The sequence below is a fragment of the bacterium genome, assembly GCA_030247525.1.
Classification (GTDB): Bacteria; Electryoneota; JAOADG01; order JAOADG01; family JAOADG01; genus JAOTSC01.
This window is the reverse complement of record JAOTSC010000095.1, coordinates 1-13,498: the sequence shown is the minus strand read 5'-3', so window position 1 is coordinate 13,498 and position 13,498 is coordinate 1. Positions and strand designations below refer to the sequence as shown.

At 49.4% G+C, this 13,498-nt stretch carries 16 protein-coding genes and 1 tRNA gene; 7 read left to right on the top strand and 10 right to left on the bottom strand.

Annotation, left to right across the window (positions count from 1 at the left end):
• On the top strand, positions 1-358 hold a 358-nt coding region (locus OEM52_09680; protein ID MDK9700400.1), incomplete at its 5' end, for a hypothetical protein.
• 45 nt (positions 359-403) lie between these two features.
• Positions 404-892 (top strand): DinB family protein, encoded by a 489-nt coding sequence (locus OEM52_09675; GenBank protein MDK9700399.1) that lies wholly within the window; start codon positions 404-406, stop codon positions 890-892.
• A 127-nt stretch (positions 893-1,019) separates the two neighbouring features.
• Here OEM52_09675 and OEM52_09670 read toward each other — a convergent pair whose 3' ends face one another.
• The 5 genes from OEM52_09670 to OEM52_09650 are packed head-to-tail and all read right to left on the bottom strand — an operon-like array spanning position 1,020 to position 3,923.
• Positions 1,020-1,826, bottom strand: coding sequence for a phenylacetate-CoA oxygenase subunit PaaI (locus tag OEM52_09670; protein ID MDK9700398.1), 807 nt, complete (start codon positions 1,824-1,826; stop codon positions 1,020-1,022).
• 24 nt (positions 1,827-1,850) lie between these two features.
• Positions 1,851-2,222: a hypothetical protein gene (locus tag OEM52_09665; protein ID MDK9700397.1), complete on the bottom strand. Its 372-nt coding sequence runs from the start codon at positions 2,220-2,222 to the stop codon at positions 1,851-1,853.
• Positions 2,212-2,490 (bottom strand): hypothetical protein, encoded by a 279-nt coding sequence (locus OEM52_09660; GenBank protein ID MDK9700396.1) that lies wholly within the window; start codon positions 2,488-2,490, stop codon positions 2,212-2,214. The genes OEM52_09665 and OEM52_09660 overlap by 11 nt, the downstream gene beginning before the upstream one ends.
• A gap of 60 nt (positions 2,491-2,550) precedes the next feature.
• Entirely contained in the window at positions 2,551-3,342 is a 792-nt protein-coding gene (locus OEM52_09655; GenBank protein MDK9700395.1) for an enoyl-CoA hydratase-related protein, read from the bottom strand.
• A 56-nt stretch (positions 3,343-3,398) separates the two neighbouring features.
• Positions 3,399-3,923: a hypothetical protein gene (locus OEM52_09650; protein MDK9700394.1), complete on the bottom strand. Its 525-nt coding sequence runs from the start codon at positions 3,921-3,923 to the stop codon at positions 3,399-3,401.
• Between the two features lie 183 nt (positions 3,924-4,106).
• Between OEM52_09650 and OEM52_09645 the strand changes: the two genes are divergently transcribed.
• From OEM52_09645 to OEM52_09625, 5 genes are all read left to right on the top strand, one after another.
• The gene (locus tag OEM52_09645; protein MDK9700393.1) at positions 4,107-4,469 is read left to right on the top strand and encodes a hypothetical protein; all 363 of its coding nucleotides are present in this window, start codon (positions 4,107-4,109) and stop codon (positions 4,467-4,469) included.
• Positions 4,470-4,604: 135 nt separating this feature from the next.
• Positions 4,605-5,180 carry a GNAT family N-acetyltransferase gene (locus OEM52_09640; GenBank protein MDK9700392.1) on the top strand — a complete coding sequence of 192 codons (576 nt, stop codon included), beginning with the start codon at positions 4,605-4,607 and terminating at the stop codon, positions 5,178-5,180.
• A 119-nt stretch (positions 5,181-5,299) separates the two neighbouring features.
• Positions 5,300-5,833, top strand: coding sequence for a cytochrome c nitrite reductase small subunit (gene nrfH, locus OEM52_09635; GenBank protein ID MDK9700391.1), 534 nt, complete (start codon positions 5,300-5,302; stop codon positions 5,831-5,833).
• Between the two features lie 24 nt (positions 5,834-5,857).
• Positions 5,858-7,240, top strand: a complete 1,383-nt coding sequence (locus tag OEM52_09630) for an ammonia-forming cytochrome c nitrite reductase subunit c552 (GenBank protein MDK9700390.1) — start codon at positions 5,858-5,860, stop codon at positions 7,238-7,240.
• A gap of 293 nt (positions 7,241-7,533) precedes the next feature.
• A tRNA-Leu gene (locus OEM52_09625) sits at positions 7,534-7,620 on the top strand.
• Positions 7,621-7,682: 62 nt separating this feature from the next.
• Here OEM52_09625 and OEM52_09620 read toward each other — a convergent pair.
• Genes OEM52_09620 through OEM52_09600 form a run of 5 tightly spaced genes read right to left on the bottom strand, consistent with a single transcriptional unit; the run spans position 7,683 to position 13,352 of the window.
• The gene (locus OEM52_09620; protein ID MDK9700389.1) at positions 7,683-8,612 is read right to left on the bottom strand and encodes an SDR family oxidoreductase; all 930 of its coding nucleotides are present in this window, start codon (positions 8,610-8,612) and stop codon (positions 7,683-7,685) included.
• Positions 8,609-9,934, bottom strand: coding sequence for a UDP-glucose/GDP-mannose dehydrogenase family protein (locus tag OEM52_09615; protein MDK9700388.1), 1,326 nt, complete (start codon positions 9,932-9,934; stop codon positions 8,609-8,611). The genes OEM52_09620 and OEM52_09615 overlap by 4 nt, the downstream gene beginning before the upstream one ends.
• A 55-nt stretch (positions 9,935-9,989) precedes the next feature.
• A complete protein-coding gene (locus OEM52_09610) occupies positions 9,990-10,718 on the bottom strand; it encodes a sugar phosphate nucleotidyltransferase (protein MDK9700387.1) in 729 nt (242 codons plus the stop codon).
• A 42-nt stretch (positions 10,719-10,760) separates the two neighbouring features.
• Complete coding sequence (locus OEM52_09605) at positions 10,761-12,434, bottom strand: hypothetical protein (protein ID MDK9700386.1); 1,674 nt, start codon at positions 12,432-12,434, stop codon at positions 10,761-10,763.
• 48 nt (positions 12,435-12,482) lie between these two features.
• Complete coding sequence (locus OEM52_09600; protein MDK9700385.1) at positions 12,483-13,352, bottom strand: PHP domain-containing protein; 870 nt, start codon at positions 13,350-13,352, stop codon at positions 12,483-12,485.
• Positions 13,353-13,498 lie beyond the last annotated feature (146 nt).

Here is a 13,498-nt window from a genome sequence, read left to right as displayed (position 1 = left end):
ATTACAGGGAGTAGTTCTCGATTCCCGCATTCGCAATTTCAATGCTCCATGGTTCTATCTTGGCGAGGCGTGGGCGAAAGACAAATATCTTGTCGAAGTGAAAAACGGCGAGGACTTTGCATTGGCATCGGAGAACATTACCACACAACACCGGCGAGTCGATTACCTAATCGTCTATCATCGCACCGACCGCGAACAACGTGTGAAGCAATGGGAAGCGGTGTTGGGCCAGTTATCGCCGATGGATACGATCCCACCAGCAATTGGCGACCGGATTCGCAATTTTTTAAATCCGAAGTACAACCAAGCCAATGATGCTGTGATTTATCGAGTTACTACTCATCCTCACAACCCGTAGAATGGACATTCTTGTCCAATCGTCGATTCCTAACAGGAGTTAGCCATGAATAAAGTCGTATTATCTGCCTTAGTTGATGATTTAAAATTGCATCACGGTATTACGATGCGATACTTGAAAGCATTGCATAACGAGCACCTTGATTGGCGTCCCACCGAAGGGGTGCGAACAACCCGCGAATTAGTCGTTCACATGTATGACGGTGTTCTCCCAATGCTCAATTCTCTGAAAACGGGGACGCTGACTGAAGCGGACAACAATGCCGAAAACGCGAAAGCGATGAAGATGACCATCGAAGAGTTGCGCGTCTATGCAAAATCGGTGTTTGAACAGTACGTCGCGACGGTGGAAGCTGCCGACGACGAGTTGTTGAATAAAGTCATCCATATCTTCTACGGTGATTTCCCGGCAGGTCTAATGATGAAGTTTTTCTACGATGAGCATCTGCTGCATCGCGGTCAACTGAGCGTCTATTTCCGAATGCTGGGAATCGAACCGCCGTTCGCATACGACTTCGAACACAACGAGCAGTAGTGTTTGCGATCCGCTGCTGTTGGCGCACCACGCAATCTTTCCGATAAAAAAAGAAACGCCGGACTCCCCCCCAGAGCCCGGCGATACGCCAATCGGAATCGGCGTATTTATTTCCTCACGATACGCGCTATTCCGGTTGCCATACCGGAACTTGCAAACCGTAATCGGATAGCAAACCTACCACTTCCTCTCGATAGGTTTCGCGCACTTCGTCATTGTCGCGCAGTTTCAATTTCATTTTTCGATACTCAGCGTTGCGAGCGGAACCACCTTTTCCGAAAATATTCATTGTTCGGGGAAACCACTTATCCAGCGACTCCTGAATTTCCGTTTTTGTGCCCTCGTTGGTCTGAGCGAAACGCTCTACCCACATCTCGCCGTGGCCGACGTGCATCATCTCTTCGCGGAAAATCCCTTCAATGGTGCGCGCCCACGGGCCATAACTGCAATGTTTCACATCTTCCAACTGGTGTCCAGCGCCGCGATCCATACAGAAGTTAAAGGAAACGAAATCCGCCCACGTCTCAATCGGGTAGTAGAAGATGTTGACCCGTTTATCGTCGGAAGCCCGTTGAGTACCTAAATCTTTGTCGCGAATTCGCATTTCAAAATTGCTCTTCTGGAAATGCTCTTCGACCGGAAATCCCAACTTTTCCAACAGACCATAACAAGCATACGCATGGCGAATCTCGTCCTTGACGATTATGGAAACGCTGTACTTTTCTGTCATATCAGGCGCTTTAGAAATCCATGGTGCGTAGCCATATCCTCCAGCTAATTCACTATCTGCCTGCATCTGCAAAAGATTACAGAGATGGTGATAATAGTCGTCGCTCATCTCGTTGGGTGATTCGATCGTCTCACCCGATTCGATTTTCGACCACATCCGCTCCTCGCGAACCCGGAGTGGTTCCTTCGTTACTGTTTCTATCACAATGTCCCCCCCCGCTGCGTAAAGCTACGGTTTGCGATGATTAACGTTCTTGCCGGCTGTATTGGTCGGTGCGATCGGCGCGATCCGATGTCGACTGCTGGTTTCGCTCTCCGGTTGCGGTTTCGCGAAAATCGTACTCAACAGCGTGTATCGCCGGCGCGGCTCTAACTTACTTTTCGCAACATTCGCAAAAAACCGTTCCCGCGAAATCCCCGATGCGTCGAGAATGTAACGGATATACATCCGCGGAACATCGCCACCCGGCTTAAGTACAATCAGATTGCCGCCGCTGGTCCCAGCGATGATTACATGTTTTCCAGACGACGCGCGAGTGAGATACCCCTCCATCTCAAGCGCACGTAAAATCTGCTTCCCCGGTATAGTGCTACTGCTCATCGAATTCCACATCGACATCGCGCTGTTCCAGTAAGGGTGGTGGAACCCAAGGCATCCCCGGCGCTTCACGGGAGTAACCTGCGTCTTCTAAGACTTCCACTAAATCGTTCTGATCGCGGGCGGTTTCGCAATACAATCGCACCGCTTCTTGTAAATTCCGCGAAGCGTCGTCGACCGAATTTCCCCACGAGGAAATTCCAAGTTCCGGCGAAAGCGCAATAATATTACGCCCATCACGAAAAAACAAGGCTCGAGTTGTTATGTGCATAAGTAAACACCTGTGGTAAAGCAATTCCGAACATACGGGCAAAGCTGTTAAAAAGCAATCTTAACGACCGCTAAACCGGGCTTCCCGCTTTTCCAGAAAGGCATGAACCCCTTCGTTGTGATCGGAAAGATTTCCTGCAAGCTCTTGGAGATAGGCTTCCTGCTCCAAGGATTGCTCAAATGACCGATCCATTCCTGCTTGTAATCCACGTTTGATTAAACCATAAGCCGCAGTCGGTCCGGTGGCAAACGGAACCGCCCATTGCTGCACCGCTTCGTCTAACTGCTCGGTCGATGCCAATTGATTCACCATACCCCATTCGAGGGCTTTTTGGGCAGATACGACATCGCCGGTCGCCATCCACTCAAACGCACGGGCGTACCCGATTAAGCGTGGTAGAAACCAAAACATTCCACTGTCGGGAACCAAGGCAATCTTTACGAATGCCATTGCAAATTTTCCGGTATCGACTGCGATACGAATATCGCACGCTAATGCCAATGCGACCCCGGCTCCGGCGGCAACCCCATTGATCCGGGCAATAACCGGTTTTTCAAGAGTACGAATTCTTTGAATGATCGGGTGATATCGTTTTCGTAACGTATCGCCCAACGGTTTTGGTGAGGCGAGATGTTGTTTCAAGTCTTCACCGGCGCAAAAACCTTTTCCAGCTCCGGTTAGAACTACACAGCGGGTATCGGAATCCTTCTCGGCAAACTTGAGCGCGACGAGTAAATCCGACCCAAGTGCATCATTGAAAGCGTTCAATACTTCGGGACGGTTCAGAGTGATCGTCAGAGTCGATTGTTCTTTATGTAAGAGAACATACTCAAGTTGAGGAAGATTTTCCATCGAACGCCTTTCTTATTGAAACAACACCTAACGAAACGAAAAATTCTTACACGGCTTCATCGAATTGATAGTAAATCAGGACGATATCTGAGTATTGCTTGATGGCCGAACGAATTCTCCAAGGTCACATCGACTGTGCGCCCATCGGGATACAGCCACAGGATGCCCTTCCAGGTCATTTTAATCGAAGGGGCATCGGGTGTATCAGGCACTAATTCCGGCGACAGCGTGTATTTCCCTTCCGGGTAAATGAGTTGCTCGGCGAATTGCCCCTTTCGATACATGATACGTTTTACTTGGGTAACCGATTGCCATGGAATCGTTTTTGGCGAACCGGGAGCGTAATGCTGAATACCGGTATCGCTGATTTCCACCGACGTTTCCCGCATGCGTTTGAATTGCCAGCGAATAAAGAACAGAACAATCGAGTCGATTACGAAGAGTAATACTACAACGATGTACAATTCGTTTGGTGGCGGCGGTGCATCCTTTCCTAAAGTTCGCCAGAATAAAATCAGAAATCCTAATATTAGAAATGGCATCGCAATTACAAGTCCGGCGATGTATCTCATGAATCTCATGAGACCTTCCGATTTTGCGTAAACATTGACGTATCGCATAGTGCCTCGAAAATAAGTTGTACACGGGGAAAGTAATTCGGTTTGACCCGGAATTCAACAAAATTCTCGTGGATACAAAACTGCTTCTTTTCTCGACCACTCACAGTTATTTTTCGAGCAGGAATTATTGAGGAGAGGGTTCTGATGGATATCACAAAAGCATTTGAAGAGATAATTTCTGAGTTTCCTTTGGCGGGTCCGAAAAAGATGTTTGGTTACGACGTTTATGCTGCCAACCGTAAAATGTTCGCTTGGACGAATGAAGACAGCATTGCCTTGACAACTTTGTCGGAAGCGGATCGTAACCTTCTAATTGAAAAGTATGATGCATACCCGTATCAACACGGCAACCGAGTTTTCAGTAAGTGGCTTATTATTCCGATTCCCAATAAGAAAACGTTAACGGCATTGAAACCGATCATCCGCATTGCATATGAAGCGGCGATGGAAGCGTCACTCGAACCACCGAAACCGCGTCCGAAACCGCGGCGGCCACGTTTGCGATGATTTTTGCCTTTACACTGATTAGAGTAAATCATTGTAGTAGAGCCAGACGCCCCTGTCTGTCCGAAGTAATGATCGTTCCGAAACCAAACAAGAAAACCAACTATTTCCTTTTCCCATCTGTAAGGAATTCACGATATGGCAAACCAACCATCATTAGAATACTATCCGCTCACAACCGAGCGTTGGGACGATTTCGAGACTTTGTTCGGAACTAAAGGGGCTTGTGGAGGTTGTTGGTGTATGCACTGGCGATTATCGCGAGCCGAGTTCGATGATAACAAAGGCGACGGTAATCGCGATGCGATGTTACGATTGGTCAATTCTGGAAAAGTGCCCGGTATCCTTGCCTACTCCGATGGAAAACCTATCGGTTGGTGCGCGGTTGCGCCGCGGGAAGAGTATGCCGGCTTGCAACGGTCACGAATCTTTGCGCCGGTCGATGATCAACCGGTGTGGTCGATTGTCTGCTTATTCGTCGCGAAACCGTTTCGGAGAACCGGAGTTTCCGTCGGTTTGATCAAGAGCGCGGTTGATTTTGTCAAACAAAACGGCGGAAAAATCGTCGAAGGATATCCGAACGATAACATGACAAAACCCTCCCCCGATCCTTTTATTTTTACCGGTATCGTATCTGCCTTCCAAAAAGCCGGCTTCATAGAAGCGCTACGTCGTTCGAACCACCGCCCCATTATGCGAATTATTATCCAATAATCAAATACTTAATTAATTTTTTGGTTCTTGACTTTAATCAAAGGGTTTGAGGAGGTTCTTTGTGTATTTTGTAACAAATTCGGGGAAGAAGACCGAATTTGTCCACTCGGAGCCGCAGAATGCACAAACTTACCTACTGGCTGAAACTCGAATGGATCCATCCGAAATGGCAGTTGCCCACTGCAATTGCGCTCGGAGTGTTTGTCGCGATTGGTATCCTCATCTTTCGCGCTTCGGAAGCGACCAGTTACCTGACTGACGATCCGAAGGCGTGCATCAATTGCCATATCATGCGTCCGGAATTTGCCACCTATGCCCGCAGCAGCCACGCCCGGGTTGCCACTTGTAATGATTGTCATGTCCCCCAACATCCGCTCTGGAAATGGCCGTTCAAAGCCCGTGACGGAATGCGCCACGCCTTTATGTTCACCTTCCGATTGGAGCCGCAGGTAATTCATGCGAGCGAGATGGCGGAGGCTGCCATCGAATCGAATTGTATTCGTTGCCATGGCAAGCTGATCGAAACAGCCGGCAACATCAAGATGAACCAGCATTGCTTTTTTTGTCACCGGGAAGTGCCGCACGGTAGGACGCATAGCTTAGCGTCGAGTCCGAATGCGATTGTCCCTCAACTCGATCCCATTCTCAAGTAGACGAATAAAACCGCAGAGGTTGTCATGAAAAAAGTATTACACCGCATCAAGCGCGTTTCCGGCGTCGGTATCTTACCGTTTCTTATCACCGTCGTGGTGGTATTCGGACTCGGCTTACTGCTGTCGAGTATTCTCGAACGCCGCAACGAAGCGTCTTTCAAGCTGCAAATGGCAAAACCGATTGGCGAATGGGAGACCGATCCGGCGGTATGGGGAGAGAATTTCCCCCGCGAATACGGCACATGGAAAGAGATGAGCCAAACGACCGGTCGAACGAAATACGCCGGTGATGTTCCGTTCAGTCGGCTGGAGGACGATCCCCGCAATGTTGTGCTATTCGCCGGTTACGGTTTCTCGAAAGAGTATAACGAAGAGCGCGGTCACACCTTCGCTGTCGAAGATGTCAAGAAAACCGGCCGCAAACCGGTGGCAGGTACTTGTATGACCTGCAAATCGAGTAATGTGCCGAAACTGATGCACGATATGGGGATCGAGAAATTCTATGGATCGCATTTCGATTCGCTGCGTCCGCTCGTCAATCATCCCATTTCCTGCCTCGATTGCCACGACCCCAAGACGATGGAATTGCGGATTTCCCGTCCCGGTCTCCGTGAAGCCTTTACCGCGCGCGGCATGAACATCGACCAAGCGACTCATCAGGAAATGCGTACTTTGGTTTGCGCGCAGTGCCATGTCGAATATTACTTCGACAACTCCAATGGCAAGAAGAATTACTTAACCTTCCCGTGGAAAAATGGCCTGGTGATTGATAGCATCGTTTCGTATTACGAAGAGCGAAGTTTCAAAGATTGGACGCATCCCGTCAGCAAGTCGTCGATGCTCAAAATGCAGCATCCCGATTACGAATTGTATTCGACGGGAATTCATGCCTATCGCGGCGTATCGTGCGCCGATTGCCACATGCCGTACATGACGCAGGGCGGCGTCAAGATTAGCGACCATCATCTGAAATCGCCGTTGAAAAATATCCAGAACTCGTGTGCTGTATGTCATCGCTGGAGTGAGGAAGAAGTCAAAGGACGAGTGGAGAAAATTCAGGACAAGACTCGCGAGTTAATGGATCGGGCGGAAATCGCGATTGTCGATGCGCATAATACGATTGCACAGGCGATTGCGGCGGGCGTCGATAGCGTGAAATTGACCGATGCCCGCCACAAGGTGCGGCTTGCGCAAGCGCGCTGGGACTTTATCTCGGCGGAAAGCTCGATGGGATTCCATAGCCCACAGGAAGCGGCGCGCGTCCTCGGTGCAGCGACCGATCTCGGACGGCAGGCGCAGCTCGCGGCATTGACGGCGATGAGTGGACAGAAGCTGGTGGAACCGATGCTGCTCGACCGTGAAAAGCCCATAGTCGCAAAATCCGCGACAAAATCAACTACTCGTTAACCGTAGGGGTTGGAGGTTAGGCAACCCGCCTTGCGGCTCACCGCAAGTAATCTTGCCTGACGTGTCATTGCGAACGTAGTAATGCGCCGAAGCAATCCCAGCAGTGGACACCGTAGCGCAGACAATCCTGTCTGCGAAATAATTGAAGGTTAGACAATCCTGTCCGACATACTGTAGAGGCGTGTCGCGCATGTCCATGTCATTGCGAGCGTAGCGAAGCAATCTCAAGCAATTCATCGCAAACCACCACTTCTTGCGTAACCGCTCGAAAAAAAGTATCTTGCCCGTTGCCAGCCGGAGTGGTGGAATTGGCAGACGCGCTAGTTTCAGGGACTAGTTCTCTTCGGAGAGTGGGGGTTCAAGTCCCCCCTCCGGCACCATCGACAATAAGTAAGGCGACCACTCGGTCGCCTTTATTTTTGTCGTCGCAGAAGAAAAAAAACTACCCAATCACCTTCCGAAAGTACGCAATCGTCTTATCCACCCCTTCCGAGAGCGGAATTGTTGGCGACCACTGCATATAGCGCATCGCCTTCGTAATGTCGGGACAACGTTGTTTCGGGTCGTCCTGTGGTAACTCCTCATAGACGATTTGCGAAGCGCTGCCAGTTTTCGCAATCACCATTTGAGCAAATTCGAGGATCGTGAATTCCCCCGGATTGCCGATATTCACCGGCCCGATAGTTTCCGTTTGGTTCATCAGACCATGCAGCCCGTGAATCAAATCGTCACAGTAACAGAAACTCCGCGTCTGTTGGCCATGCCCGTAAATGGTAATCGGCTCGCCCCGCAACGCCTGAATGATGAAATTGGAAACGACCCGCCCATCATTCACCGCCATCCGCGGCCCATAGGTATTGAAAATCCGCGCAATCCGTACATCGACGTTGTTCTGCCGGTGATAATCCATCATCAAACATTCCGCCGCCCGTTTCCCCTCGTCGTAACAACTCCGAGGGCCAATCGGATTCACATTCCCCCAGTACTCCTCCGTTTGCGGGTGAATACTGGGGTCGCCATACACCTCCGAAGTCGACGCGAGCAGAATTCTCGCTCGAATCCGTTTTGCGAGACCGAGCATATTCAACGTACCGAGCACATTCGTCTTGATCGTCTTCACCGGATTGTACCGGTAGTGCACAGGCGATGCGGGACAGGCGAGATGATAGATCTGATCCACTTCCAGGAGAATCGGTTCCACCACGTCGTGCCGCACCAACTCGAAATGGTCGTTGTTCAATAGATGGCGAACGTTATCCTTCGACCCGGTGAAGAAATTGTCGAGGCATACCACTTCATCTTTTTGCGCGAGCAAGAAGTCGCACAGATGCGAACCTAAAAAACCTGCGCCGCCAGTAACGAGAACTCTCATACGCTTGCTCGTCCAATCGAGATGTAACGGATTTCGTGTTTTGCCATCTTCGCCAAATCGTAAACATTTCGGCCGTCGAAAATCGTGTACGGCGGTTTGAGCAACTCTTTGATGTGATCGAAATCGGGATCGCGGAAATCGTTCCATTCGGTCACGATGATGAGCGCATCGGCATTTTCCAATGCTTCGTATTGGTGCGATATCAGCGCAATCATGTCTCGACGGGGATGGTTATGGAGCCGTCGTTCCGCTTCCTCCATCGCCGCCGGATCGTATCCGCGTACTTTCGCGCCGCGTTTGGTTAACTCATCGATAATCGTCAATGCCGGCGCTTCGCGCATATCGTCGGTGCGCGGTTTGAACGACAAGCCCCACAACGCAAAGGTTTTACCGGAGAGGTCTTCTCCATAGACTTTGTACAATTTCTCGAGGAATCGATAGCGTTGGTTGTAATTCACTTTCGATACGGCTTCGACGACTTGTAACGGCATACCGACATCTTTGGCGGTCTTCATTAACGCTTTCACGTCTTTCGGGAAACACGACCCGCCGTACCCGACACCAGGAAACAGGAATGCGTTACCGATCCTGCGGTCGCTGCCCATACCCAAACGAACTTTCATCGCATCAGCGCCGACGATCTCGCAGAAATTCGCCAATTCATTGATAAACGAGATTTTCGTAGCGAGAAACGCATTCGACGCATACTTCGTGACTTCCGCCGATTTGACATCCATCACAATCACTGGATGTCCTTGCCGGACAAACGGCGCATAAAGGTCTTGCATCATCTCGCGCGCGGTGTCGCTATCCGCTCCGATTACAACACGATCCGGTTTCAAGAAATCATCGACGGCAGCGCCTTCTTTCAAGAATTCCGGATTGGAAACGACGTCGAACGGGTGGTTCGTATATTTTGCAATCTCTTCACGCACTTTCTCAGCGGTGCCAACGGGTACAGTCGATTTGTCGACAATGACTTTATACCCATTCATTGCCGTACCGATTTCCTGCGCCACCGCGAGCACATGCTGTAAATCGGCGGAGCCATCCTCATCGGATGGGGTACCTACTGCAATAAAGATTACTTGTGAGGCTTGCACCGCGGCAGCGAGATCGGTCGAGAAACTCAAGCGATCCGATTTAACGGATTTTTCAACCAATTCGATCAATCCCGGTTCGTAAATCGGGATTCCACCTTGCAGGAGAATATCGATTTTGCTTTGGTCTTTATCGACACAGATAACAGTGTGTCCGGTCTCAGCGAGACACGCGCCCGCTACTAGACCGACATAACCAGTTCCAACAACTGCGAGTTTCACAGGAGGTTCCTAACATGGATGGTTAAACAACATTGAGTAGCTAACATATTGACGATTACTTCGCAAACGGAGCTGGGATTGCTGAAGCTAATTCGTCGGCAACTCGCAACGATTCAAACGTACCGGCATCGGTCCACCACCCCCGGAAATAGTCCGCTTCCAGTTCGCTGCGTTGCAGATAATGATTATTGACGTCGGTGATTTCCAATTCGCCACGTCCCGATGGTTTCAAAGTTTTGATGATATTGAAGACTTCCGCGTCGTAACAGTAAATCCCGGTTACCGCCCAATCACTCTTCGGCTGCTTCGGCTTCTCTTCGATACCGACAACTTTTCCATCAACGACTTCCGCGACGCCAAACCGGTGTGGATCCGTCACTTGCTTGAGAACAATGCGGGCACCCCGGCGCTGTACCGAAAAGTTCTTCACGAGATCGACCAACGAGTCTTCAAAAATGTTGTCACCTAAAATTACAACCGAGCGGTCGCCATGGACAAAATTTTCGGCTAATCCGAGCGCTTGCGCAATCCCACCGGCTTCATCCTGTACGCGATAAGTAAAGCGCGCGCCGTAGTCTTTCCCGGAGCCAAGCAGCGTAACTACCGCTCCCATGTGTTCCACCCCGGTCACGATGAGAATCTCTTCGATACCCGCTTCCACCAACCGGAAAATTGGATGGAAAATCATCGGGGCTTTACCGACTGGCAATAAATGCTTATTGGTAACTTTTGTTAGGGGGAACAGCCGACTGCCCGTACCGCCAGCCAGAACAATACCTTTCATATTCTCCTCGGTCGATGGGGATGATACACTTATCTTCAAGAACTACCGTTTCAGTAAAGTATGGAAATTGAATTTCGCAGACAAACCAAATTCGTTCCAGTCCAGATTGCCGCTACTACCTGAGCCATTGTCGGCGTGGTAGGTATCCGCAAACAGCGATATCTGACTGTTCTCATTGGGTATCAATTGCACTTTTAAACCGATGTTCGTTCGGTGCAGTAAAGTATAACCTAACGAGGTGTCGCCCATATCGATGTATCGATTCATCGCCGGGGTATCATTCCTAAGATACCCGCAGTGAACACTGACTGTTTCTGCGCGTTTCGTGACATACTCTATTTCAACTTCGTAATTGGAAAATCCGTTCCAGTAAGGATGCCCAATTGGAGTCGTTCGATATCGATACATCGTACCCGAGCTGTTCTGAAGGTTACTTGTAATCAGATTGTGATCGATAAAAGTCGAGTAGGTCTTCGGACCGATGTCGGTATATTGCAACCGATAAGTCATCCCACTCATACTAAACGGTTCGATACTGGTACAGCCAACCCGAACACCATAATTATCTTTGAAACTGTTCTTCGATTTATCATAAAGAATCTCGAAATCCTGCAATTCGAAATCCGACCATTGGTTAAACAGCAGTTCACCAGTTAATAACGTTCTCGGCGAAACTCTCAACCAACCGTCGACAACCCCGATCTCATTTGCGCGGTAACGGTTGGGATTCGAGTTGGTTGTTGTAAGAATTGTTGGAATCGGCAGCCAGTATTGCCAGTCCAAACCTTGATTGTGTAAGACAATAGTGGCATTAGTTACACCGATACCCCACTCGTTGTCAGAGCGATACTCAAACCGTTTGATGATAATCGACCGCTTTAATTGTCGATAGTCATCCGAGTAATAATCGAAGTATTCGAAATCTTCCAACTGTCCCCACATCATTTGAATTCGCAATCTGCTCGATTGCGCATTTATTACAAACGCAGGGATAGCAACGTCGTTACCATTCATCAACAACCGATTCGATCCGGGAACGCCCCATCGCCGCTCCTCGGCACCAAAGGTTACCGAAGCGTTACTTACGCCAAAACGAACATAAGTATCCTGTAAACGGGTTCCCCCCTCTTTCCACTTCGACTCCTTGCGGTAATAGTCAACATGTTTTCCCAGACCCATCGAAAGCCCGACAGTGGGGAGTGGGGTCGTTTCAATGGCAAAGATCGATTTCATTCGTAGTGAGGTTTCATCGGAACTGCTTACATCCCGCAGCGAAAACTCCGGCTCGATTCGTAATCGCATCGAACGGGCGTTCACCACTTCACTTAAACCTAAATAATCTTTCGCTTTCTTGACAATCGAACCCAGAAATCCGGCATTATCGTCTTCACTATTCTTGAGTATTCTCAGTTCATCCCGAAGTTCTCGACTTGCAAGATCATGGAATGCGAGATCCCCTGGAGAAAGTTTAACTCCTCTTTCGGTAGTGGTCTTTATTAGATTGTGGACTGCAAGCGCCGCTTCCCAGCGGGTGTACGGTTGTACTGTTAACGAGAGATTAGGTGCATAACCGGCAATTGCCCATCGTTCCAATACCGGTGTTAACCAATGGTCAAGGGGGAGTGAAATGACGTTTTGGGCGTAAGCGAGAGGAGTAAGTAACACGGGAATCAGAACAAACAAGCAGACAACAGGAAACCAACGATTCGATTGCATGGCCTATCCACTAGTTAGATATGTTGAATTCTGAAAAAAGAAGAATCGTTATGCAGCTGCCCGAGCAGCGTGTCGTTCGGTAATCCGCTCCAAAAGCGGCTGAAGCACCATTTCTGGTACTTTCAAATCACCCATCCCAATGCCCGGTTGAAGCGGTCCGGTAACTGGTCCATGAAAATCGGAACCACCTGTGAACAGTAGATTTCGCTTGACACATTCCCGTTCTATGCGCAACCGGACCGGAATACTATGTTCAGGATAGTGTGCTTCAATACCGTCGATACCTGTCTCAATGGCTTTATTGAGAAAACGCGATAAAGTTAATTTCGATACGAACGGATAAATCATCGGATGCGCCAATATGGCCGCGCCACCCGCGGCATGAATCAACTGTACCGCCTCGATTAGTTGCAAGCGATCCTTTTCAACATAGGCTGGTTTTCCGGAACCAAGATACTTGTTAAATGCTTCTTCCTGAGACTTAACAATATTCAACTTCAACAAAGCGCGGGCGATATGCGGACGACCAATCTGCCCGCCATCCGACGCTTCTCTTTCCGCCATCAACATGGTGACGGGAAATCCAAGTGACTGCAACTTCTCGATGATTCGGGGATTACGTTCAGCGCGCCACCGTTGGATATCGATCAAGCGTTCTTGTAACAATCCCGGTAACGGTTCTTGAAAATAACCCAGTAAATGGATAGAGTACTTCTCGAATAAGCAAGACAATTCAATGCCGGGAATACACGTTAAACCCAGTTTTAACGCTTCATCGAAGACTTCGCTGTTGCCGTGCATTGTGTCGTGGTCAGTCAACGCAAATGCGCTAACGCCGCGGTGCTGCAAGTAGTTTGCTAACTCACGCGGCGTCAAAAAACCATCGGAGGCGGTGGAATGAAGATGTAGATCAATCACGCAATACCTGTTATTCCACAGTGACCGATTTCGCTAAATTGCGCGGCCGGTCCACATTCAGGCCTAAATTCACTGCCACGTCATACGCCAAGATTTGTAATGGGATTACTGATAGAATCGGCGACAATTGCGGAAGTGTATAGGGT